17 protein-coding genes are annotated in these 22,347 nt (G+C 73.6%); 8 read left to right on the forward strand and 9 right to left on the reverse strand.

The annotated features are described in order from the left end of the window. Positions 1 to 61: 61 nt before the first annotated feature. The 4 genes from NYF13_RS25675 to NYF13_RS25690 all read right to left on the reverse strand — a co-directional run bounded on the left by NYF13_RS25675 (position 62) and on the right by NYF13_RS25690 (position 4,426). Complete coding sequence (locus NYF13_RS25675) at positions 62 to 589, reverse strand: regulatory protein RecX (protein WP_315660433.1); 528 nt, start codon at positions 587 to 589, stop codon at positions 62 to 64. A gap of 433 nt (positions 590 to 1,022) precedes the next feature. Next, the gene (gene recA / locus NYF13_RS25680; protein ID WP_315660199.1) at positions 1,023 to 2,078 is read right to left on the reverse strand and encodes a recombinase RecA; all 1,056 of its coding nucleotides are present in this window, start codon (positions 2,076 to 2,078) and stop codon (positions 1,023 to 1,025) included. Positions 2,079 to 2,324: 246 nt separating this feature from the next. Continuing rightward, the gene (locus NYF13_RS25685; protein WP_315660200.1) at positions 2,325 to 2,519 is read right to left on the reverse strand and encodes a DUF3046 domain-containing protein; all 195 of its coding nucleotides are present in this window, start codon (positions 2,517 to 2,519) and stop codon (positions 2,325 to 2,327) included. Positions 2,520 to 2,593: 74 nt separating this feature from the next. Beyond that, positions 2,594 to 4,426 (reverse strand): Hsp70 family protein, encoded by a 1,833-nt coding sequence (locus NYF13_RS25690; protein WP_315660201.1) that lies wholly within the window; start codon positions 4,424 to 4,426, stop codon positions 2,594 to 2,596. Between the two features lie 316 nt (positions 4,427 to 4,742). Here NYF13_RS25690 and NYF13_RS25695 point away from each other — a divergent pair, with 316 nt between their 5' ends. Both NYF13_RS25695 and def read left to right on the forward strand, forming a co-directional pair. Beyond that, the gene (locus NYF13_RS25695; RefSeq protein WP_315660434.1) at positions 4,743 to 9,398 is read left to right on the forward strand and encodes an ATP-dependent helicase; all 4,656 of its coding nucleotides are present in this window, start codon (positions 4,743 to 4,745) and stop codon (positions 9,396 to 9,398) included. Positions 9,399 to 9,454: 56 nt separating this feature from the next. After that, positions 9,455 to 9,955 (forward strand): peptide deformylase, encoded by a 501-nt coding sequence (gene def / locus NYF13_RS25700; protein ID WP_315660202.1) that lies wholly within the window; start codon positions 9,455 to 9,457, stop codon positions 9,953 to 9,955. Positions 9,956 to 10,033: 78 nt separating this feature from the next. Here the strand turns inward: def and NYF13_RS25705 are convergent, their stop codons facing one another. The 3 genes from NYF13_RS25705 to NYF13_RS25715 all read right to left on the reverse strand — a co-directional run bounded on the left by NYF13_RS25705 (position 10,034) and on the right by NYF13_RS25715 (position 13,414). Then, complete coding sequence (locus NYF13_RS25705; RefSeq protein ID WP_396287668.1) at positions 10,034 to 11,116, reverse strand: GNAT family N-acetyltransferase; 1,083 nt, start codon at positions 11,114 to 11,116, stop codon at positions 10,034 to 10,036. Between the two features lie 1,076 nt (positions 11,117 to 12,192). Continuing rightward, positions 12,193 to 12,960 carry a maleylpyruvate isomerase N-terminal domain-containing protein gene (locus tag NYF13_RS25710; protein ID WP_315660203.1) on the reverse strand — a complete coding sequence of 256 codons (768 nt, stop codon included), beginning with the start codon at positions 12,958 to 12,960 and terminating at the stop codon, positions 12,193 to 12,195. Further along, on the reverse strand, positions 12,950 to 13,414 hold the full coding sequence (locus NYF13_RS25715) for an SAV_6107 family HEPN domain-containing protein (RefSeq protein WP_315660204.1): 465 nt from the start codon (positions 13,412 to 13,414) through the stop codon (positions 12,950 to 12,952). Before NYF13_RS25715 ends, NYF13_RS25710 begins: the two co-directional genes overlap by 11 nt. A gap of 222 nt (positions 13,415 to 13,636) precedes the next feature. On the opposite strand from NYF13_RS25715, the gene NYF13_RS25720 reads away from it, so the two are divergent. Together NYF13_RS25720 and NYF13_RS25725 are read left to right on the forward strand one after the other, a co-directional pair. After that, the gene (locus NYF13_RS25720) at positions 13,637 to 14,161 is read left to right on the forward strand and encodes a YbaK/EbsC family protein (protein WP_315660205.1); all 525 of its coding nucleotides are present in this window, start codon (positions 13,637 to 13,639) and stop codon (positions 14,159 to 14,161) included. After that, entirely contained in the window at positions 14,158 to 14,730 is a 573-nt protein-coding gene (locus tag NYF13_RS25725) for a GNAT family N-acetyltransferase (protein ID WP_315660206.1), read from the forward strand. Before NYF13_RS25720 ends, NYF13_RS25725 begins: the two co-directional genes overlap by 4 nt. Positions 14,731 to 14,961: 231 nt before the next feature. On the opposite strand, the gene NYF13_RS25730 is transcribed toward NYF13_RS25725, so the two are convergent. Together NYF13_RS25730 and NYF13_RS25735 are read right to left on the reverse strand one after the other, a co-directional pair. Further along, on the reverse strand, positions 14,962 to 16,647 hold the full coding sequence (locus NYF13_RS25730; RefSeq protein ID WP_315660207.1) for a DUF885 domain-containing protein: 1,686 nt from the start codon (positions 16,645 to 16,647) through the stop codon (positions 14,962 to 14,964). 42 nt (positions 16,648 to 16,689) lie between these two features. Then, positions 16,690 to 17,574, reverse strand: a complete 885-nt coding sequence (locus NYF13_RS25735) for a methylenetetrahydrofolate reductase (RefSeq protein WP_315660208.1) — start codon at positions 17,572 to 17,574, stop codon at positions 16,690 to 16,692. A 463-nt stretch (positions 17,575 to 18,037) separates the two neighbouring features. Here NYF13_RS25735 and NYF13_RS25740 point away from each other — a divergent pair, with 463 nt between their 5' ends. From NYF13_RS25740 to NYF13_RS25755, 4 genes are read left to right on the forward strand one after another with little or no spacing between them, the layout of a single operon-like run. Beyond that, positions 18,038 to 19,129, forward strand: a complete 1,092-nt coding sequence (locus NYF13_RS25740) for a polyprenyl synthetase family protein (protein ID WP_315660209.1) — start codon at positions 18,038 to 18,040, stop codon at positions 19,127 to 19,129. Next, entirely contained in the window at positions 19,129 to 20,607 is a 1,479-nt protein-coding gene (crtI, locus tag NYF13_RS25745) for a phytoene desaturase family protein (protein WP_315660210.1), read from the forward strand. The genes NYF13_RS25740 and crtI overlap by 1 nt, the downstream gene beginning before the upstream one ends. After that, positions 20,604 to 21,542, forward strand: a complete 939-nt coding sequence (locus NYF13_RS25750; RefSeq protein ID WP_315660211.1) for a phytoene/squalene synthase family protein — start codon at positions 20,604 to 20,606, stop codon at positions 21,540 to 21,542. Before crtI ends, NYF13_RS25750 begins: the two co-directional genes overlap by 4 nt. Beyond that, positions 21,539 to 22,327, forward strand: a complete 789-nt coding sequence (locus NYF13_RS25755) for an LLM class F420-dependent oxidoreductase (RefSeq protein WP_315660212.1) — start codon at positions 21,539 to 21,541, stop codon at positions 22,325 to 22,327. Before NYF13_RS25750 ends, NYF13_RS25755 begins: the two co-directional genes overlap by 4 nt. Positions 22,328 to 22,347 lie beyond the last annotated feature (20 nt).

A 22,347-nucleotide genomic window follows, 5' to 3' on the forward strand; every position in this document is an offset into this window, starting at 1 on the left:
GGTTTTCCCTGGAGCGCAACGGGAAGCCGGGACTCAGACGATGCCGATCACTCGGCCCCGGTCATTCGATGACCGCGTCGTCCAGAATGGTGGATTCCGCACCGTACTCCCGCAGTTCGTCGCGGATCACGGTGTAGGCCAGCCCCTGCGGGTAACCCTTGCGGCCGAGGAACCCGAGCAGCCGCCGGATCGCCGTCTGCTCGTCGACGTTCCCCAGCGAGCCCAGGCGCTTGCGGACCAGCTCACGGGCCCGCTGTTCCTCAGCCTCACGGTCGACCTCGCCGGCCGCCTGAACGGCTATCTCGTCGTCGACGCCCTTACGCCGCAGTTCGGCGACGAGCGCGGTCCGCGAGAGCCCTTGGTTGGCGTGCCGGGAGCGAACCCAGACCTCGGCGAACTCCGCGTCGTTGACCAGCCCCGCCCGGTCCAGCTTGCCGAGCAGCGTCTCGCTCGTCTCCTCGTCGAAGCCCTTGCGCTGCAAGGCCTGACGGAGTTCGCCGGCCGTCCGGGGCCGCATGGCCAGCAGATCGAAGCAGATCTCCTTGGCCTTCTTGGCCCGTTCTTCCGGCGGCAGCTCCGCCGGGTCCAGCTTCGGCGCCCTCGCCACAACCGCTCCCCTCACTAGAACTCAGGTGACGTCACTTCCCCGCGCCCCTCCCCTGTGACCAGGCAGACCAGGCAGCACCACGAGACCGCCCGGTGAGACCGCACGACGAATCACGATCCACCGCACTCGCAAAGCCACCCGCATCCGCCGCACCGCCCGGACCGCGACCGACCACCCGCACTTCGCGGCGTCACCACATGCCGCAGGTGAACCCGCGGGCAAGCCCCCTCCGCACGCTCCGGAGAGCAGTCACGCCCCCATCCACACCGCTCCCTGCAACCACCACCGGAGTCCAGGAAGTTCGCCCCTCAACGGGGGTTCAGGGCCCGACCCTGGCGAAAGACACCGGCCGGGCAGCCCAGGCGAACGTGTTCCGCGAACACACCCTGCCCGCTACCCGACCACCTCTTCCCGCTCAGAAGTCGACGGGGGCGGGCACCGCGTCGACGGCCGCGGCCTCGGCGTCGAGCTGTGCGCCGATGCCCAGCTTCTCCTTGATCCGCTTCTCGACCTCGTTGGCGATGTCCGGGTTGTCGCGCAGGAACTTGCGCGCGTTCTCCTTGCCCTGGCCGAGCTGGTCGCCCTCGTAGGTGTACCAGGCCCCGGACTTGCGCAGGATGCCCTGGTCGACACCCATGTCGATGAGCGAGCCCTCGCGGGAGACCCCCTGGCCGTACAGGATGTCGAACTCGGCCTGCTTGAAGGGCGGCGCGACCTTGTTCTTGACCACCTTCACGCGGGTGCGGTTGCCGACCGGCTCGCCCCCGTCCTTCAGGGTCTCGATGCGGCGCACGTCGAGGCGGACCGAGGCGTAGAACTTGAGCGCCTTGCCACCGGTCGTCGTCTCCGGGGAGCCGAACATGACGCCGATCTTCTCGCGCAGCTGGTTGATGAAGATCGCGGTGGTGCCCGAGTTGTTCATCGCACCGGTCATCTTCCGCAGGGCCTGGCTCATCAGCCGGGCCTGCAGGCCGACGTGGTTGTCACCCATCTCGCCCTCGATCTCGGCGCGCGGCACGAGCGCGGCGACCGAGTCGATGACCAGGATGTCGAGCGCGCCCGAGCGGATCAGCATGTCCGCGATCTCCAGCGCCTGCTCACCGGTGTCCGGCTGGGAGACCAGCAGCGCGTCGGTGTCCACGCCGAGCTTCTTCGCGTACTCCGGGTCCAGCGCGTGCTCCGCGTCGATGAACGCCGCGATGCCGCCGTTCTTCTGCGCGTTGGCCACCGCGTGCAGCGCGACGGTCGTCTTGCCGGAGGACTCCGGGCCGTAGATCTCGACGACCCGGCCCCGCGGCAGCCCGCCGATGCCGAGCGCGACGTCGAGCGCGATCGCCCCGGTCGGGATCACGGCGATGGGGGCGCGGCCCTCTTCGCCGAGGCGCATCACGGAGCCCTTGCCGTACTGCTTGTCGATCTGGGCCAGGGCGAGCTCGAGCGCCTTGTCCTTGTCGGGTGCTGCTGGTGCCATGGGAAGTCCACCTCGCTGATCGGGCCTGCAGGCCTTGTTCGGTTGTCCAGATCAAGCTCTGAAGCTCTGTCCGGTCCGACGCTACGGGGAGGGACCGACAATTCCCGGCGCGGCGACCGATCTGTGGATCGCTGGCCCCGGTGTGCACAACACCCTAGACGAACACCTGTTCGAGACTGGAGCCGACACGCCCTTGCGCTAGGATTTTTCGCCCGACCGGGTCGGCTTCGGCGCGGTACCCGCAGGTCAGCGTCGCTCCGGCGGGATGTCGAAGGCCTCGCAGACCTCGCGCCAGATCTGTTTGGGCGAGATCCCGGAGCCCAGGGCCTGTTCGACGGTCCGGCCGCCGAGCCCGCTGAACACGTGGTCGCTGGCCAGCACCTCGGCCCGGCCGGCCCCGAACTCATCGGCCATCAGCCGTCGGAAAACCGTGATACGCATCGAGCGAATGCTAGCCCGCACCCGCCCCGGCGCCGCGAACGGCCCGTTCGCGGCGGGGCCGGGACCGGTTCCGCTCACTCCCCCGGCTGCACGCTCTTCTCGAAGTAGTCGGCCAGCGTGCCGGGAGTGGTCGCGGCCGCCTGGTCGCTCGAGTTCAGCTGGTAGATGAAGCCGACGAGCGGCCGGTCGGACACGGTGAACACCAGCACCGCCGAAGCCTGCCCGGCCGCGGACGAGTACCGGCCCTTGAGCCCGTTGCCCGCCCAGTCGGCCTCGGTGCGGTCGCCGCCCGCGGAGCCGAGCAGCCCGTCGGTGTACTGCTTCAGCGCGTCCGCCGAAGCGCCCTGGACGTAGGTCACCTGGGTGCCCGCGCGGCCGGGCGCCGAGCAGGTCGACGTCGCGCCGAGGCTCTGCGCGGGCGCGGCGGGGCCGTTGCCCATGCCGGGCTTGCAGTCGCCGGTGTCGGCGATCGAACCGGCGAGCTGGCGCAGGCAGCCGGTGAGCCCCCGGGCGTCGGCCGGGCCGGGGGTCCGGCACTCGTCGGCGGTGTAGGTCTTCGACGAGGAGTTCGAGGTCAGGAAGAAGATCAGCCCGGCGGCGAGCACCACCACCGCCGCGGCGATCCCGATCCACACCTTCGCCCGGCCGCCCTTCTTCGGCGTCACGGCCGGGCCGGCCGGTGGATACACCGGGAAGTTCGACGGTGCCGGGGCCTGCTGCGGAAGCGGGAACGACGGCGGTTGTCGCTGGTGGACGGGCTGCGCCGGGTACCCGGACGGCGCGGCGGGCGCGCCGGCCGCGACCGGCCCCTCGACGTTCTGCGTCCGCATCGAGAGCCCGTCACGCGCCACGTGCTGCGCGCCGAGCGCCACGGCCGTCTCCGGCTGGTCGAGGCTGCCCGGCACCACGCCGAGCTTCTCCGCGATCATCGAGCCGACCAGCGGCAGCCGGCTCGAACCGCCGACCAGGTAGATGCCCGCGAGCCGGTCCGGCGTCAGCCCGGACGAGCGGAGCGTGCGCGAGAGCAGTTCGACGCTGCGCAGCATCGACGGCCGCACCAGGCCCTCCAGCTCGCCGCGGGTGACCAGCACGTCCCGGAACGGCTCCGGCATCGGTACCTCGGTCTGCGGGTGCCGGGACAGCGCCTCCTTGGCCGCCTTCACGTCCTCCTGCAGCGCGCGCCGCGTGCGGCGGTCCGCGGTGGACTCCGGGCGCAGGAGCCGTTGCCAGCGCTGCGGGTCCGAATGCGAGACCTCGCGGCCGACGTGCACCATCAGCGCCTGGTCGACGTCGAGTCCGCCGAGGTCGGGCAGCCCGTCCTCGGCCAGCACCACGAAGCCGTTCTGGGTGGCGCCGACGACGGCGACGTCGAAGGTGCCCGCGCCGAGGTCGTAGACCGCGAGCGCCTGCCCGGGCCCCAGCGCCTTGCCCGGGAACGACGCGAAGTGCGCGGCCGCCGCCACGGGCTCGGGCACCAGCAGCACGGGCGAGCCGATGCCGGCCAGCCGGGCCGCGGAGAGCAGGACGTTGCGGCGCACCGGCCCCCACTGGGCGGGGTGCGTCAGCCGGACCTCGTCGGGCGGCTCGCCGCCGAGCTGGCGGTTCGTCTCCTCGAGCACGCGGCGCAGGATGGCGGCCAGCGCCTCGTTCACGGGCACGACGTCGGTGCCCAGCAGCAGGGTCTGCTCGTCGATGCGGCGCTTGGGGTTGGGCTCGAAGCGGGTCGGGTCCAGGCGGGCGCGGCGCTCGGCGTCCCGGCCGACCATGATCGTGCCGTCCTCGCCGGCGAAGACCGCGGAGGGCATGGTGGCCGAGCCGTCCACCTCGACGACCCGGGGCGGCATGCCGTGGGCCGAAAGGACGGCGACGGTGTTGGACGTCCCGAGGTCCACCGACAGGATCCGCACAGCACTCCCCCTTGACGTAGCGGTGCTGGCGGTGATGCTCCCACGAGGGGCACCACCGCGCGGGCGGACCCGGGAAACTCGCTCCCGCCTGCCGTGCGAACGTGACGGGACCCACCGTCCCGGCGGCTCCGCCGAGGGCTCGGCGTCCACAGTGGAACAGGGCTCGTGGATCCGGGTCTCCGTCGCCCGCCGAGCACGAGGATCGCTCACACGGGTGAGGACAGACCCGGTGAACCGTCGCTGACCAGGCGTTCTCCCCGACCACTCCCGCCGAGCGGACCGGCCGCGGCCGAAACTGTCGGGGGTGCCGCGCATCATGGTGAACGTGGCAGCAGACGTGTTGGACCTCTTCTCCCCCGCGACCCGGACCTGGTTCGCCGGGGCCTTCGCTGCGCCCACCGCGGCGCAGGAGGGGGCCTGGCGGGCCGCGCACGCCGGGGAGCACGCCCTGGTCGTCGCCCCCACCGGGTCCGGAAAGACGCTGTCCGCGTTCCTCTGGGCCCTCGACCGGCTGTCGGTGGAGCCGCCGCCGGCCGAGCCGCGCAAGCGCTGCCGGGTCCTGTACGTCTCGCCGCTCAAGGCGCTGGCGGTCGACGTCCAGCGAAACCTGCGCGCTCCGCTCGCCGGGATCTCGCAGGCGTCGCGGCGGCTGGGGCTGCCGGTGCCGGGGATCGAGGTCGGCATGCGCACCGGCGACACCACCGCGGCCGAGCGGCGGTCGTTCGGGAAGACCCCGCCGGACGTGCTGGTCACCACGCCGGAGTCGCTGTTCCTGATCCTCACCTCCGCGGCGCGCGAGTCGCTGGCCGGGGTCGAGACGGTGATCGTCGACGAGGTGCACGCGGTCGCGGGCAGCAAACGCGGCGCGCACCTGGCGCTGTCGCTGGAGCGGCTCGACGCGCTGCTGCCCACCCCGGCGCAGCGGATCGGGCTGTCCGCCACCGTCCGCCCGGTCGACGAGGTGAGCGCGTTCCTCGCGGGCGGCCGACCGGTCACGGTGGTGCAGCCGAAGCTGGCCAAGACGATCGAGGTGCGGGTGGAGGTGCCGGTCGAGGACATGTCGAACCTCGACGGTCCGGCCCGGTCGCCGATGGAGCGGCTGGACGACCTGACCTCGCTGTCCCAGTTGCCGTCCGAGGACGGCAGCGGCACCCAGGGAGACGGCGGCGGCGCGGCGGTGAAGCGGCCGTCGATCTGGCCCGCGGTGGAGGAGCGGGTGCTGGAGCTGGTCCAGGCGCACCGCTCGACCATCGTGTTCGCCAACTCCCGGCGGCTGACCGAGCGGCTCACCGCCCGGCTCAACGAACTGGCGGCCGAGCAGACCGAGCTGCGCGAGGAAGCCGCGTTCCCGGCCGAAGCGATCGGACAGTCCGGGCTCACCACGGGCGCGGAGCCGGTGGTCGCGCGGGCCCACCACGGGTCGATGTCCCGGGAGCAGCGCACCCACGTCGAGGAGGCGCTGAAGTCCGGTCAGCTGCCCTGCGTGGTGGCGACCTCGTCGCTGGAGCTGGGCATCGACATGGGCGCGGTCGACCTGGTCGTGCAGATCGAAGCCCCGCCGACGGTCGCGTCCGGCCTGCAGCGGGTCGGCCGGGCCGGGCACCAGGTGGGTGCGGTGTCGTCCGGGGTGATGTTCCCGAAGTTCCGGGGCGACCTGGTCTCGTGCGCGGTGGTCGCGGAGCGGATGGCCGCCGGGGCGATCGAGGCCGTGCGGTACCCGCGCAACCCGCTCGACGTGCTGGCCCAGCACGTGGTCGCGATGGTGGCGCTGGAACCGTGGACGGTGCCCGGGGTCGCGGCGCTGGTGCGGCGGGCAGCGCCGTTCGCCGCGCTGCCCGACGACGCGCTGCACGCGGTGCTCGACATGCTCGCCGGCCGGTACCCGAGCGAAGAGTTCGGCGAGCTGCGCGCCCGGATCACCTGGGACCGGGTGGCCGGCGAGCTGCGCGGCCGGCCGGGCTCGCAGCGGCTGGCGGTCACCTCGGGTGGCACGATCCCCGATCGCGGGATGTTCACCGTGATGACCCCGGGCGCGGACGACAAGCCCGGCTCCCGCGTGGGCGAGTTCGACGAAGAGATGGTGTACGAGTCGCGGGTCGGCGACACCATCCTGCTGGGCACGTCCTCGTGGCAGATCACCGAGATCACCCACGACCGCGTGATCGTGGTGCCCGCGCCGGGGCAGCCCGCGCGGATGCCGTTTTGGAAGGGCGACGCGGCCGGCCGGCCGCTGGAGCTGGGCCGGGCGCTGGGCGCGTTCGTCCGCGAGCTGTCCACATCGGACTCCGAGACGGCCGGGGCGCGGGCCGCGGCGGCCGGTCTCGACCAGCGGGCGTGCGACAACCTGCTGGCGTACCTGGAGGAGCAGAAGTCGGCGACCCGGCACGTGCCGAACGACCGGACGATCCTGCTCGAGCGCTACCGCGACGAGCTGGGCGACTGGCGGATCGTGGTGCACTCGCCGTTCGGGGCGCAGGTGAACGCGCCGTGGGCGCTGGCCATCGCGGCCCGGCTGAGGGAGAACCGCGGGGTCGACGCACAGGTGGCGCACTCCGACGACGGCATCGTGCTGCGGCTGCCCGACGCGCTCGACTCCGACGGCGCCGAGGTGACCATCGCGGCCGACGACGTGCTGCTGGACCCGGAGGAGGTCGAGCAGCTGATCGTCGCGGAGGTCGGGGGCTCGGCGGTGTTCGCAGCCCGCTTCCGGGAGTGCGCGGCGCGGTCGCTGTTGCTGCCGCGGCGAGATCCGAAGCGCCGGACGCCGCTGTGGCAGCAGCGGCAGCGGGCGTCGCAGTTGCTGTCGGTGGCGGCGAAGTACGAGCGGTTCCCCGTGGTGCTGGAGGCGATGCGGGAGGTCTTGCAGGACGTCTACGACGTGGGCGGGCTGCGGGAGCTGATGGCGGACGTCCGGGCGCGCCGGGTGCGCTTGGTGGAGGTCGAGACGCCTTCGGCCTCACCGTTCGCGCGGAGTCTGCTGTTCGGTTACGTCGGGATGTTCCTGTACGAGACCGACGCGCCGCTGGCCGAGCGGCGGGCGGCGGCGCTGTCGCTGGATTCCACCCTGCTCGCCGAGCTCCTGGGCACAGAGGCGATCCGTGAGCTGCTCGACCCGGACGCGGTGCGGGAGGTGGAGCAGACGCTGCAGCGGCTGGATCCCGAGCGGCAGGCGCGGTCGGCCGAGGACGCGGCCGACCTGCTGCGGTTCCTCGGCGATCTGTCCACAGAGGAGGCGGGTGAGCGGGGGATCCGGCCGGAGTGGCTGGTGGAGCTGGAATCCGCGCGGCGGGCCATCCGGGTGCGGATCGCCGGCGAGGAGCGGTACCTCGCGATCGAGGATGCGGGCCGGGTGCGTGACGCGCTGGGCGCGGCGCTGCCGGTGGGCGTGCCGGAAGCGTTCACGGAGCCGGTCGAAGACCCGCTGGGCGACCTGCTGTCGCGGTACGCACGGGTGCGCGGGCCGTTCCCGGCTTCGGCGGCGGCGGCGCGGTTCGGGCTGGGCTCGGCGGTGGTCATCGGGGTGCTCGACCGGCTGACCGGTCAAGGCCGGATGGTGCGCGGGGAGCTGAGCCCGGTCGGGCACCCGGAGACGCAGGGGGCCGGCGTCGAGTACTGCGATTCGGCGGTGCTGCGGAGGTTGCGGCGGGCGTCGCTGGCCCGGCTGCGGGCCGAGGTCGAGCCGGTGGAGCCGGCCGCGCTGGGCCGGTTCCTGCCGTCCTGGCACGGGATCGGCGGGCGGCTGCGGTCGGCGCCCACGGCCGACGACGTGCTGTCGGTGGTGGAGCAACTGGCGGGGGCGCCGTTGCCGGCCAGCGCGGTCGAGTCGCTGATCCTGCCGAGCCGGCTGCCGGGGTACTCCCCCGCGTTGCTCGACGAGCTGACCACCGCGGGCGAGGTCACCTGGGCCGGCTGCGGGGCGCTGGCGGGCGGGGACGGCTGGCTGGCGCTGGCCCCGTCCGACGTGGCGGACCTGCTGCTGCCGGAGGTGGAGGAGGATCCGCCGTCGAGCCCGCTGCACGAGGCGATCGTGTCCGCTTTGGACGGTGGGGCGCTGTTCTTCCGCCAGCTGGTGGACCGGGCCACACCGCAATTGGAGGCGCCACCGGACGACGGCGCGGTGGTCGCCGCGTTGTGGGATCTGGTCTGGGCCGGGCTGGTCACCGGTGACACCTTGGTCCCGCTGCGCGCGCAGGTCGCGGGGCACGGCGCGCACAAGCCCCGCCGGCAGGCGCCCCGCGGGCGGTACGCGCGGATGCGGGCGGGCCGTCCGCAGATGCCGTCCCGGAGCGGGCCGCCGACTGTCGCCGGGCGCTGGGCCCTCACCCCGCCGCGTGAGACGGACCCGACGCGGCGGGCGCACGCGCGCACCGAAGCGTTCCTGGAGCGCCACGGCGTGCTCACCCGTGGCGCCCTCGACACCGAACGCGTCACCGGTGGGTTTTCCGGGATCTACAAGGTACTGCGCGGGATGGAGGACGCCGGCCAGGTTGTGCGGGGTTACGTGGTCGAGGGGCTCGGGGCGGCCCAGTTCGCGGCGAAGGGTGCGGTAGACCGGCTTCGCGCGGTGTCCGGTCCCCAGGCCGGCCTCTCCGGGGGCCGGTCCGGCACCGCGGTGGTGCTGGCCGCGGCGGACCCGGCGCAGCCGTACGGGGCGGCGCTGTCCTGGCCGGCCGCGACCGGTGACCCGAAGCACCGGCCCGCGCGGAAGTCCGGGGCGTTGGCGGTGCTGGTCGACGGGGTGCCGGCGCTGTACGTCGAGCGGGGCGGGAAGTCGCTGCTGAGCTTCACCGAGGAGCGTCCGGCTCTGCAGCAGGCCGCGGCGGCGTTGTCCACGGCCGTGCGGGAGGGCTGGCTCGGGCAGCTCGCCGTGCAGCGGGCCGACGGCGAGCACGCGCTGACCTCCGAACTGGCGGAGATCCTGCAGGAGGCCGGGTTCCGCGCGACGCCGAAGGGCCTGCGGCTACGGGCGTGAGCACAGCGGTCACTAGACTTTCCGCGGACACTCGGTGACATAAGGACGTTGTGATCATGGCGATGCGCGAACTGCGCTACTTCGGTGACCCGGTGCTGAAGACGGTCTGCGATCCCGTAACCACCTTCGACAAGAAGATCGAAGCGCTGGTCAAGGACCTGCTGGACTCGGTCGAGCCGGAAGGCCGGGCCGGGCTCGCGGCACCGCAGATCGGCGTGAGCCTGCGGGTGTTCAGCTACGACGTCGGCGGGCTCACGGGGTACGTGATCAACCCCGAGATCGTCTCGCTGTCGGAGGAGACGCACGAGATCGGCGAGGGCTGCCTGTCCGTGCCCGAGCTGTGGTTCCCCGCCGTCCGCGCGAAGCACGCCGTGGTCCGGGGGGTCGACCTGCGCAACGAGCCGATCGAGGTCGAGGGCGTGGACGTGCTCGCCCAGTGCCTCCAGCACGAGACCGATCACCTCGACGGCAAGCTCTACCTCGACCGCCTCACCCCCGACCGCAAGAAGCAGGCGCTGCGCGAAGCCCGAGGCAAGGACTGGTTCTGGAACCGCTGACCCAGGGATCCCGCCGGCCCTGAGCACCGCGGTTCTCGGTCCCGGTTCAAGCGCTGTCGAGGTTCAGGGGTGCCGGGGTCAGGGCAGGAAGAGGCGCAGGTCCGAGCTGTCGGTGGTGGACCGTTCGGTGCGGAGGCCGGCGCGGGCGGCGGTCCGGGACATCGTGTCGTCGCCGGGGAGGCAGACGGCGGTCAGTTCCGGGTGGCCCGCGGCGACGGCCAAGGCGACCAAGCGCGCCAGCAGGGCCGTCCCGATGCCGTCGCCCTGCCAGGCGTCCTCCACCAGCAGCGAGACTTCGGCGGTTCCGTCCGGCTGCGGGATCAGCTGGCCCAGGCCGACGACCTCGCGGCCGTGGACCGCGAGGACGCTCGATCCGCGCGGGGGCATCAGCAGTTTGTGGAGCCAGCGGCGCGGCACCGTGCGAACGCCGGTGTGATAGCGGCGGAACAGCGTTTCCTTCGAACAACGCTGGTGCAGATCGGAAACCGCGTCGGCGTCACGCGGGGTGCCGGGGCGGAGGACGACGGCCGCACCGTCCGGTCGGTCGAGCGCGACGGCACCCGAGAGATTGTGGCGCGCGGCCGCGAGCAGCGTGATCAACGCGCTCGCGCGGGTCAGCTCCAGCTCCACGAACGGTGACCAGCGCCGGCGCGCGACCAGTACTGTGGCGGCGTCGAGCGGGAAGACCGCGCGGTGTCCGCTCTCGGTGCGGCCCGGGTTGCCCTCCGGCGCCGGAACGCAGGTGACGAGGTCGGCGGCGAGCACTTCGCGGAGCACCTCGGCAAGCCGATCGGGAGCATCGACCGCGCGCCGAGCCGCCGACAACGCGAATGACGCCGTGTCGCGCAACTCGCGGACGTCGGCGTCGACGATGCCCGAGCACTCGCACCCCTCGTCGCGGATGGCGACGGCGAGCAGTTCTTTGGGCAGGCCGGTGGCGGGCCGCAGCACGATCTCGTCGAGCACGCCGCCGGGTACCGGGAGCACGGTGAGGCCCAGGATGTTGCACTCGAGGTCGGCCAGGCGGATGGCGATGCGCGCGAGCGTGCCGGGCCGGTCGTCCATCCGGACCCGCACGCGCCACGCGGACGCGACCGGCTCCTCGGGCAACGGCTCGGCCACCAGCGACGTGCGATCCGGCAGAGCTCGGAAGGTTTCCATGCCCTCACGGTTGCCGATGGTTGTAACCGGGCCCGTCGCGCGGTGTTTCGCGCTTGTCAGCGTTCGGCCGGGTTCCGTTATCCGCTCGAAACACAGGCTCAGAGCGGCGCGGTCCCGCGGAACTGGTTTCTTTCGGCACTCCCCCGCCTGCGACCCCTTCCCCGCCGCCGCGAATCGTCTCGACCAGCCTCCGCCACAGGTCAATCGGCTGCCTCAGCGGTAGTCATCCCGGGCGGCAGGTTGCTCCGGCGAAAGCGACCGTCTGCCCTCGCCCCGCCGGACCACGACGGAGCCGACTGCAGGACGGCAGCCAACCCGTGGGAACGCACTAGTCACCGCCGCACCAGGCACGGTCGGCGCGGTCGCGGGGCCGGTGCAGACCCTGCGGCCACCCAGATGCGAGTGGTGCGGCGGCGAGTCGAGGTTGGCCCCTGCGGCGACCCGGAGCGGAGTGGCCGCTGCGGCAGGTCAGGTGCCACCGATGCAACGGCGGGCCGGATGCGGGCGCTTCGCCCCCAAGCCGGAGCGGCGCCGCAACCGGTCCGCCGCTGCGGGCCCGGTACTGGCACGGCGGTACCAGCACCGCCCCGGCGGGTCCAGTGTGGACACTGCGGCGGCAAGCCACTCAAGGGCAGGCCGCGCGAGGAAACCCGACGGCACACCACTCAAGGGAACCCCCAGGCAAGCCGACCTGACGAAACCCGGCAGCGGGCCGTCCGAGAGAACCGGCGGCGAGCCGCCCCCGGAACCTGGAAGCGAACCGTCCGAGGGAACCGGCGGCGAGCCGCTCCCTGGAAATCCGGCAGCGAGCCCGCACGACGGAAACCGACAGCAAGCCACCCAACGGAACCGGCAGCAAGCCACCCGAGACAACCGGCTACAAGCCCGCCCGACGAAACCCGCAAGCGAGCCCGCACGACGGAAACCGACAGCAAGCCACCCAACGGAATCGGCAGCGAGCCACCCGAGACAACCGGAGACGAGCCCGCCCGACGGAACTCGACGGCAAGCCGCACGACGGAAATCCGGTGGCGGGCCGCCCGGTGGAACCGGAAAAGCTTCCCCGCTCTCCGGTTTCAGCGGGTGGCGAGCCGCAGGAGGGCCCAGACCTGGGCGGCCAGGTCGTGGCCGCCGGTGACGGTCACCGCGGTCGGGGCGGCGCGGCCCCACAGCCACAGGTAGACCTTGGGGGCTTCGGCCTCCACCAGTTCGTCCGCGGTGGCGGCTTCCGCCGGGGAGCAGCGCCAGGCGACCGTCTCGTCGGGGCCCGCGCGGGCGATCCAGCTGTGGTTGCCGGTACGGAATCCGACGGTGCCGTGGCGGGTTCCGGCCAGGCCCATGGTGGCGAGCTTCTGGTCGAAGTACAGGGTGAGGACCTCGTCCACGCCGTCGGCGGCCAGGTCGTCCGGGATCGGGGCGTGGGCGGTGGCCGCGGCGAGCTCGGCGTCGAAGCGGTGGATCAGGGTTTCGTGCAGCATGCGGCGGCGCCAGAAGCCGTAGGTCGGGTCCGCGGGCCACCAGGTGGACGCGCGGGCGGCCGGGTCGTGCGCGGACAGCTCGGCCAGCAGCTCCGCACGGCCAGTGTCGAAGTATTCGGCAACCGGCTCGCCCGGCAGGGGGCGGCGCTGCCAGTGGGCCGGACGGCGGCCGTCGGTCATCCAGCCCCGCGCGAGGCGGTAGATGCTGCCGACGTGCCGGAGCAGCTCACTCGAGGTCCAGCCCGGCGTGGTCGGCACCGGGCTGTCCGGCGAGGTCGCGTGGGCCACCTCGCCGAGCAGCCTCGCCTCGATCCCCAGCGCTTCGAGCAACCGCCCGTGGTCGACCGGGCCGAGCTCACGCGACATGGGCTTCGCCCGTGATCGGTTCTCCGTGCACCACACGGCGGACGACTTCGAGGAACAGCGACGTGGCACGCAGCAGGTCCGCCGCCGACTCCGCGGTGACCCGGCCGGTGATGCCGGCCTCGGCGGCGGCGCGCGCGGCCGAGTTGGCCGCGAAGAACGCCGACCACTCACGGAGCTCGGGCGCCACGGCGTCGAGCAGGACCCAGCCGCTGGCCGGGCGGGACCGGCCACGGCCCGGGCGGGTGCGGGCGGCGAGCACCGCCGAGGCGCCGCGCAGCGCCGAAAGGTAGGCGCCGATGAAGCGCTCCGCCGGGTCACGCTCCCGCTCGGCGGCGCCCAGCCCGCGCCGGGCCTGGGCGAGCAGGGCGACCGCGGCCGGCGGCGCGGGCGGCCGCAGCGACAGGGGCAGCTGTGGCTGCCCGGGGTCCGCGGGGGACACGACCGAGACGGACATGACAACCCTCCTCCTGCTCGGGTGAGCCCCGGCCCGGTGTCCGGCGCGGAGGCGCTTCCCCCGCCCCGGGCCGGGCACCGGCCGGTGCGTGCTCACCGGGTTTCGAACGTACGTTCGAACTTTTTCCAGAGTAACCCCAGGTGCCGCGTTTGCTCAACCCCGCCGGTGTATTCCGGGGGCGTGGCGCGGGACACGGTGCCGGTGGCGTGGTCTCATAACCGCATGAGCACGCTCGACCATCCCGCCGTCGCCGAGGTCACAGCCGTGCTGGCCGGGGCGGGCCAGCAGTCCGCCGCCGACGGCGTCCGCATGCTGCCGGCCGAGGTCCGCACGGCCGCGCAGGCCGCGGAAGCGCTCGGCGTCCCGGTCGGCGCCATCGCCAACAGCCTCGTGTTCCGCGCCCGCACCGCCGACGGCGCGGACACGGCCCTGCTCGCCCTCACCTCGGGCGCCCATCGAGCCGACCCGGACCGGCTGGCCGGGCTCTCCGGTCTCACCGACGTGGGCAAGGCCGACGCGGCGTTCGTCCGCGAGCACACCGGACAGGCCATCGGCGGCGTCGCCCCCGTCGGCCACCCGGCGAAGCTCGTGACGCTGGTGGACACGGCGCTGCGCGCGTACGAAGTGGTGTGGGCCGCGGCCGGGCACCCGAAATCGGTCTTCCCGACCACCTTCGACGGGCTGGTCCGGCTGACCGGGGGCACGGCCGGCCGGCTGGCGGCCGAGGCGGAGGACGACCGATCGTGACCGCGACGTCCCCCGGCTGCTTCCGCTACGTCCAGCTCTCCGCGGACGAGTTCCGCGCGCGCCTGCCCGAGGCGCTGGCCATCTACGTGACCGCGATGCGCTACCCGGACGGCACCGCCGAGCAGCGGGCGCCGATGTGGCTGACGCACGCGTTGCGCGCGGGCTGGCGCTGCATGGCCGCCCTCGACGCCGACGACGAACTGCTCGGCGTCGCCTACGGGTACAAGGGCCGCGCCGGGCAGTGGTGGCACGAGCAGGTGCGCCAGGGACTGACCCGCCGAGAGGGCGCGCATGAGGCCGACCGCTGGCTCGCGGACTACTTCGAGCTGACCGAGATCCACGTGCGCCCGGGGAACCAGGGCAAGGGCATCGGCGAGGACCTGCTGCGGCGGCTGCTCGACGGCGTGCCGAGCGCCCACGTCCTGCTGTCCACTCCGGAGGGCACCAGCCGGGCCTGGAAGCTGTACCGCCGCATGGGGTTCCTCGACGTGCTGCGTGAGTACCACTTCACCGGCGACCCGCGACCGTTCGCGATCCTCGGCCGTCCGCTGCCGATCGAGGCGCCGTAGCAGGACCGCGCCGGACCAGGCGAAGGCGCGCCGACCATCAGGTGGGACGCGATGGAGCGGCGGGCGCAGGGAAGCGAGGACGTGAGTCGGCCCGGTGCAGCGCGATGCGGTGTGGTGCAAGGCAGCAGGTGAAAACGGGGGGCCGACGCCCGTAGGGCCGGGTGCGCCCGGCCGACGGAGGCCTCCGCACCCGGCGAAGGGGGGCGGAAGCCTCCGGGGAAGCGGGCCGGGTCAGTCCAGCCGGGAGAGCTGGTCCCGCAGGGTGTCCAGTCCCATGCCGCCCATCTGCAGGGCCCGGGTGTGGAACTGCTTGATGTCGAACGCCTCCCCCTGGCGGCGGCGGGCGTCGTCGCGGGCGGCCAGCCAGAGGCGTTCGCCCAGTTTGTACGCGGGGGCCTGGCCCGGCCAGCCCAGGTAGCGGTCGATCTCGTCGTGGACGTGGGCCTCGTCGGTGATCGTGCGGGTGAGCAGGAACTCCAGGCCCAGCTCCGGGGTCCAGCGCTCGCCCTCGTGGAAGCCGGTGCCCGCCGGGATCTCCAGCTCCAGGTGCATGCCCAGGTCGACGACCACGCGAGCGGCGCGGAAGAGCTGCTCGGACAGCATGCCGAGCAGGTTTCCGTCGTCGTCGAGGTAGCCGAGGTCCTGCATCAGGCGCTCGGAGTAGAGGGCCCAGCCCTCGCCGTGGGCGGAGATGAAGGTCATCAGGCGCTGGTACTTGGTCAGCGACCGCGCCTGGTTGACCGCCGTGGCGATCTGCAGGTGGTGGCCGGGGACGCCCTCGTGGTAGACCGTCGAGACCTCGCGCCAGGTGGTGAACTCGTCCTTGTCCGCGGGCAGTGACCACCACATCCGGCCCGGGCGGCTGAAGTCCTCGCTCGGTCCGGTGTAGTACGCGCCGACGCCGCCGCCCGGCGGGGCGATCCGGCACTCCAGCGCCATCAGCCGGTCGGGGATGTCGAAGTGCTTGCCGCGCAACGACTTCAGCGCCTCGTCGGACAGCGACTGCATCCACGCCTCGAACTGGGCGCGGCCCTTCACGCGGTAACGCGGGTCGGCGTCGAGGACCGCGGCGGCCTCCGCGACGCCGGCGCCCGGGCGGATCCGCTCCGCGACCACGCGCATCTCGGCGTCGATGCGCGCGAACTCGCCCCAGCCCCACTCGTAGGCTTCACGCAGGTCCAGCTCGGCACCGGTGAAGTAGCGCGACCACAGCTTGTAGACGTCCTCGCCCACCGCGTCCTTGGCCGGCGCGCGCGGCGCCAGCTCGGCCCGCAGGAAGCCCGCGAACTCCGCGAACGCCTCCTCCGCCTCGCGCGCGCCCGCGGCGAGTTCGTCCTCCAGCCCGGCGGCGGCCTCCCCCGCGGTGCCGACCAGTCCGGTGAAGAAGCCCGGACCGTTCTTGAGCCCGGCCCAGGTCTCGCACTGCTCGGCGACCTTGCCGACCTGCCGCAACGCCGAGACGTGGCCGTCGTCCGCCGCGGCCAGCAGCGACGCGCGCATCCCGGCCAGCGCCGCGGGCACCTTCCGCAGCCGGGCGGCGATGTTCCCCCACTGCCCGGCGGTGTCCATCGGCATCAGGTCGAACACCATCCGCAGGTCCTGCACCGGGCTGGCGATCACGTTCAGCGCGGCCAGGTCCAGGCCGGCCTCGTGGATCTCGACGTCCAGGCCCACCCGCTCGGTGAACACCGCCTTGGCCACGCGCTCCCCCGCGTCGGCGGGCTCGGCGGCGGCGATGTCGGCCAGGGCCCGCGCGGCCAGCTCGGCCCGGGCCGCGTGCCCGGCGGGCGAGTAATCGGTCAGCTGGTCGTCGTAGCCGTCGACGCCGAGCATGGTCGCGGCGACCGGGTCCACGGCCGCGTAGTCGTCGACGTACCGGTCACAGATCTCGCGCACGCCCTCTTCGGTGGAAGCCATGCCGGGCACGCTACCGGGCCGTCGCGGTGGGACGGCACGGACTCAGGCCCGGGCCGGCACCAGTCCCAGCCGGCCCACCACCTCACGCGTGGCCTTGGACCGGTTGAACGTGTAGAAGTGCAGGTCGGGCACGCCTTCGGCGAGCAGCTTCTCGCACAACTCGGTGACCACGTCGATGCCTTCGGCGCGGAACGCCTTGGGGTCGTCCGCGAGGGGTTCCAGCCGGTCCAGCAGCCGCTGCGAGGCGGGCACGCCGGCCAGCCTGACCGTGGTGTGCAGCGTCCGCAGCGTGGTCAGCGGCATGATGCCGGGCAGCACGGGTGCGTCGCACCCCGCCGCGGCCACCCGGTCGCGCAGCCGCAGGAAGTCCTCGGCCTCGAAGAACAGCTGCCCGATGGCGAAGTCGGCGCCCGCGCGGAATTTGCGGACCAGGTACTTCGTGTCCGTCTCCAGGTCCGGCGAGCGCGGGTGCCCGTACGGGAAGGCCGAGACGCCGACGCAGAAGTCGCCGAGCGAGCGGACCAGTTCCACCAGCTCCTCGGCGTACTGGAGCCCTTCGGGGTGCGGGACCCAGTCGCCGTAGACGTCGCCCGGCGGGTCCCCGCGCACGGCGAGGATGTTGCGGACGCCGACCGCGGCGTACCAGCCGATCACGTTGCGCAGCTCCGCGACCGAGTGGTTGACGGCGGTCAGGTGCGCCATGGGGCAGAGCGTGGTCTCCGTGGCGACGCGGGCGATGCTGCGGATGGTGCCGTCGCGGCTGGAGCCGCCCGCGCCGTAGGTGATGGACATGTACGCGGGGTCCAGCGGCTCCAGTTCGCGCACGGCCTTCCAGAGCACGGCCTCGTCGGCCTCGTCCCGGGGCGGGAAGAACTCGATGGAGAACGCGGGCGCGTCCCCCCGCAACCGCTCGATCACCGACGTCATGGAAGGAAATGGTAGTGGGCGGAACCGGGCGCCGGGAGCCCCCGCGCGTGGCCTTGACCACGGGCCCGGCCGGGGCACCACCGCGCCAAGAGCAGCGGTCGAGCGCACTGATGGGTGAACGAGCGCCGGGACGCGGTGCCCGGCGCGGACGGGCGAGTGGACATTCGCCGGGCTCGGGCGCACCGCGGGTGGCGCGCACCCCGGTGCCCGGCTGCGGGACCGAGCGCGGCCCACCGGCCCGGTGCCGCGGGGTGTCTCGTGAGGAGCCCGGTGCGGGATGAGTCCGGTGTGGACGGATGGGCCGGGGAAATCCGGCACGGCCAAGGAGTCCGTATCCGGTCTCGCCGCGCCGGTCCGCCCGGCGGTCGCGGCGCCGGGCGGACCGGGCCGGGGCGGGGTCTCGTGCACCACATCCGGGGCACCCGGCGCGGCGGAACCGCCGGTGGTCCCGCAGGATGGCGGTATGGACGAGCCCGGATTCGACGCCGACCTGCCCGCCCGTGTCGAGGGGGCGCTGGCCGCGTTCCTGGGCCGGGCCGGGGAGCAGATCGTGCGCACCGAGCCCGGCGTGGCGGCCGGGATCGAGGCCCTGTCCGGGTTCGTGCTGGGCGGCGGCAAGCGGATCCGGCCGACGTTCGCCTGGTGGGGCTGGCGCGGGGCCGGCGGCGCGGCCTCCGGCCCGGCCGCCGAGGGCGCGCTGCAGGTGGTGTCCAGCCTCGAGCTCATCCAGGCCTGCGCGCTGATCCACGACGACCTGATCGACTCCTCCGACTCCCGCCGGGGCAAGCCGACCGTGCACATCGCCTCGGCCAAGCAGCACGCCGACCAGGGCTGGCTCGGCTCCCCCGCGATGTTCGGGCTGGCCAGCGCCGTGCTGGTCGGCGACCTGGCCCTGGCCTGGGCCGACGACATGTTCGCCGAGGCGCCGCTGGCCGCCGAGACCCTCGCCGCGGCCCGCCCCGCCTGGCGCGCGATGCGCACGGAGGTGCTCGCCGGGCAGTACCTCGACGTCCGCACGCAGGCCGTCGGCGACGCCTCCCCCGAGGCCGCGCTGCGCATCGACCGGCTCAAGACCGCCGCGTACACCGTGCAGCGCCCGCTGCACCTGGGTGCCGCGCTGGCCGGTGCGGACGAGCGGCTGATCGGCACGCTGCTGGAGTTCGGCGGCGACGTCGGCGTGGCGTTCCAGCTTCGCGACGACCTGCTGGGCGTGTTCGGCGACCCGTCGGTGACCGGCAAGCCCGCCGGGGACGACCTGCGCGAGGGCAAGCGGACCCTGCTCGTCGCCCTCGGCCTGGAGCTGGCGCGGGAGCGCGGTGAGCCGTCCGCGGCCGGGGTGATCGCCAGGGCGATCGGCGCCGCCGACCTGACCGAGGCCGGCGTGGACACCGTGCGCGACGCGCTGACCGAGGTCGGCGCGGTGGACGCCGTCGAGCAGCGCATCACCGAGCTCACCGCCTCGGCGATGGCTGCGCTCGAACGCGCCCGCCTGGCCGAGCCGGCCCCGGCGGCGCTGACCGAGCTGACCGGCCTGGCGACCCAGCGGACCTCCTGATGACCCGGACCGTCACCGGGGCCACCGACCACGTGGTGGTGGTCGGGGCCGGGCTGGCCGGGCTCTCGGCCGCGCTGCACCTGCTCGGCGCCGGCCGCCGCGTCACGCTGCTGGAGCAGGCCGAGACCCCCGGTGGGCGCGCCGGTCAGCAGGACTTCGGCGGCAACGCGGTGGACACCGGCGCGAGCGTGCTGACCATGCCCGAACTGCTCGACGAGGCGTTCCACGCGGTGGGCGAGTCGCTGGCCGGCACGGTGGCGCTGACCCGGCTCGACCCGGCGTACCGGGCGCGGTTCGCCGACGGCAGCACGCTGGCGCTGCACACCGACGGCGACGCCATGGAGGCCGAGGTCCGCGCGTTCGCCGGTCCCGAGGAGGCCCGGGGCTACCGGCGGCTGCGGACCTGGCTCACCGAGCTGTACGCCGCGCAGAAGGACCACTTCATCGGCGCGAACTTCGACTCGCCGCTCAGCCTCGTCCGGCCGGAGCTGGTGAAGCTCGCGGCGCTCGGCGGCTTCGGACGGCTCGGCCCGAAGGTCGAGGGCTTCCTGCGCGACGAGCGGGTCCGCCGGCTGTTCTCGTTCCAGTCGCTGTACGCGGGTCTCGACCCGGCGCGTGCGATGGGCGCGTACGGCGTCATCGCGTACATGGACACCGTCGGCGGCGTGTACTACCCGCGCGGCGGCATGGGGGAGATTTCCCGGTCGATGGCCGGTGCCGCCGGGCGCGCGGGGGCGGAACTGCGGTTCGGCACCGAAGCCGCGTGGCTGGAGCGCGTCTCGTCACGGGTGCGCGCGGTCCGGACGCGCTCGGGCGAGCGGATCGAGTGCGACGCGGTGGTGCTGGCGACCGAGCTGACCACGGCGTACCGGCTGCTCGGCGCGCGCCCCCGGCGGGTGCTGCCGCTGCGGTACTCGCCTTCGGCCGTGGTGCTGCACGGGCGGACGGGGCGCTCGTGGCCGGAGCTGGGCCACCACACGATCTTCTTCGGCGACGCCTGGGCGCGCACGTTCGCCGAGATCGTCCGGGAGGGAAAGCTGATGAGCGACCCCTCGCTGCTGGTCACCCGCCCGACCGCGACCGAGCCGGGCCTGGCCGAAGACGGCGGTGAGATCGTCTCCGTGCTCGCCCCGGCCCCCAACCTGCGCCTCGGCCGGATCGACTGGCCGCGCGTCGGCGACGCCTACCGCGAAGAGCTGCTGCGCACGCTGGAGGCGCGCGGGCTGACCGGCTTCGGCGGGGAGTTCACCCTGGACGAGCAGATCACGCCCGCGGACTGGGCGGCGCGCGGGCTCGGCGCCGGGACCCCGTTCTCCCTGGCGCACACCTTCGCCCAGACCGGCCCGTTCCGGCCCGCCAACCTGGTGCGGGCCGCGGGCAACGTGGTGCTCGCGGGCTGCGGCACCACCCCCGGCGTCGGCATCCCGCCGGTGCTGATCTCCGGACGACTCGCCGCGGAAAGGATCACCGGCCGGTGAACGAACTCGACGCCGCCGGCATCACCGGCCCCGCCCTGCGCGCCGCCTACGCCGAGTGCCGCCGGATCAACGCCTGCCACGGCCGCACGTTCTTCCTCGCCACCCGGCTGCTGCCGGCCCGGGCGCGGCCGGCGGCGCACGCGCTGTACGGCTTCGCTCGGATGGCCGACGACCTGGTGGACGTCCCGTCGCCGGGCACCGACCCGGCGGTGGCGCTGGACAAGGTCGCGGGCCTGGTCGACGAGGTCTACGGCGGCGGGGTGCCCGCCGGCCCGGTGCTCGCCGCGCTGGCCGACACCGTCCGCCGCTACGGCATCGAGCGCGGGCTGGTGGACGCGTTCCTGCACTCGATGCGGATGGACCTGACGGTCACCGAGTACGCCACCTACGCCGACCTCGCCGAGTACGTGCACGGCTCGGCCCGGGTGATCGGGCTGCAGATGCTGCCGGTGCTGGGCACGGCCGGGCCGCTCGCGGAGGCCGCCCCGAGCGCCGCCGCGCTGGGCGAGGCCTTCCAGCTCACCAACTTCCTGCGTGACCTCGGCGAAGACCTCGACCGCGGACGGCTGTACCTGCCCACCGAGGAGCTGGCCGCGTTCGGCGTGGACCGGGCGCTGCTGGCCGAGTCGCGCCGCCGCCGGGTGCCGGACCCGCGGGTGCGCCGCGCGCTGGCCGTCGCGGTTTCGCGCAACCGCGCGGTCTACCGCCGCGCCGAAGCCGGGATCCCGTTGCTGCGCCCGGAGTCCCGGCCGTGCGTGCGGACCGCGATCACGCTGTACGAAGGCATCCTGGACGAGATCGAGGCGCTGGACTACGACGTGCTGAACCGCCGCGCCGTCGTCGGCCGGCGGCGGCGCCTCGCGGTCGCCCTGCCGGAACTGGCCCGCGCCTGGTTCAGCGCGAGCCGTGGTCACGGGCTTACGCTGCGAACATGACCACTGCTTCGAACCATCGGCTCCAGGTCGGCGTCCAGATCCAGCCGCAGCACGCCGACTACGACAGCATCCGCCGCGCGGCCGCCGAGGCCGAGGAGCTCGGCGTCGACATCATCTTCAACTGGGACCACTTCTACCCGCTCTACGGCGAGCCCGAGGGCAAGCACTTCGAGTGCTGGACGATGCTCGGGGCCTGGGCCGAGGCCACCTCCCGCGTGCAGATCGGCGCGCTGGTGACCTGCAACAGCTACCGCAACCCCGAACTGCTCGCCGACATGGCGCGCACCGTCGACCACATCTCCGGCGGGCGGCTCATCTTCGGCATCGGCTCCGGCTGGTTCGAGAAGGACTACGACGAGTACGGCTACGAGTTCGGCACCGCGGGCGGGCGGCTGAACACGCTGGCCGAGTCCCTGCCGCGGATCGAATCGCGGCTGGGCAAGCTGAACCCCGCGCCGACGCGCAAGATCCCGGTGCTGATCGGCGGTGGCGGCGAGAAGAAGACCCTCAAGCTGGTCGCGAAGCACGCCGACATCTGGCACGGCTTCGGCGACGCCGAGGTCGTCGAGCGCAAGGTGGGGATCCTCGACCGGCACTGCGCCGACGTCGGCCGCGACCCGGCCGAGATCCAGCGCTCCTGCGCGGTGGAGGGCGACCCGGAGGAGGTGGGCCCGAAGCTGGTCGAGCTGGGCGTGTCCCTGTTCACCGTCGGGGTCACCGGTCCGGACTACGACCTGAGCCCGCTCAAGCCGTGGCTCGCCTGGCGGGACCGGCAGAACGGCTGATCCGGCGGTTTCCCGGCCCC

The organism is Amycolatopsis sp. PS_44_ISF1, from assembly GCF_032335455.1.
Taxonomy (GTDB): Bacteria; Actinomycetota; Actinomycetes; order Mycobacteriales; family Pseudonocardiaceae; genus Amycolatopsis.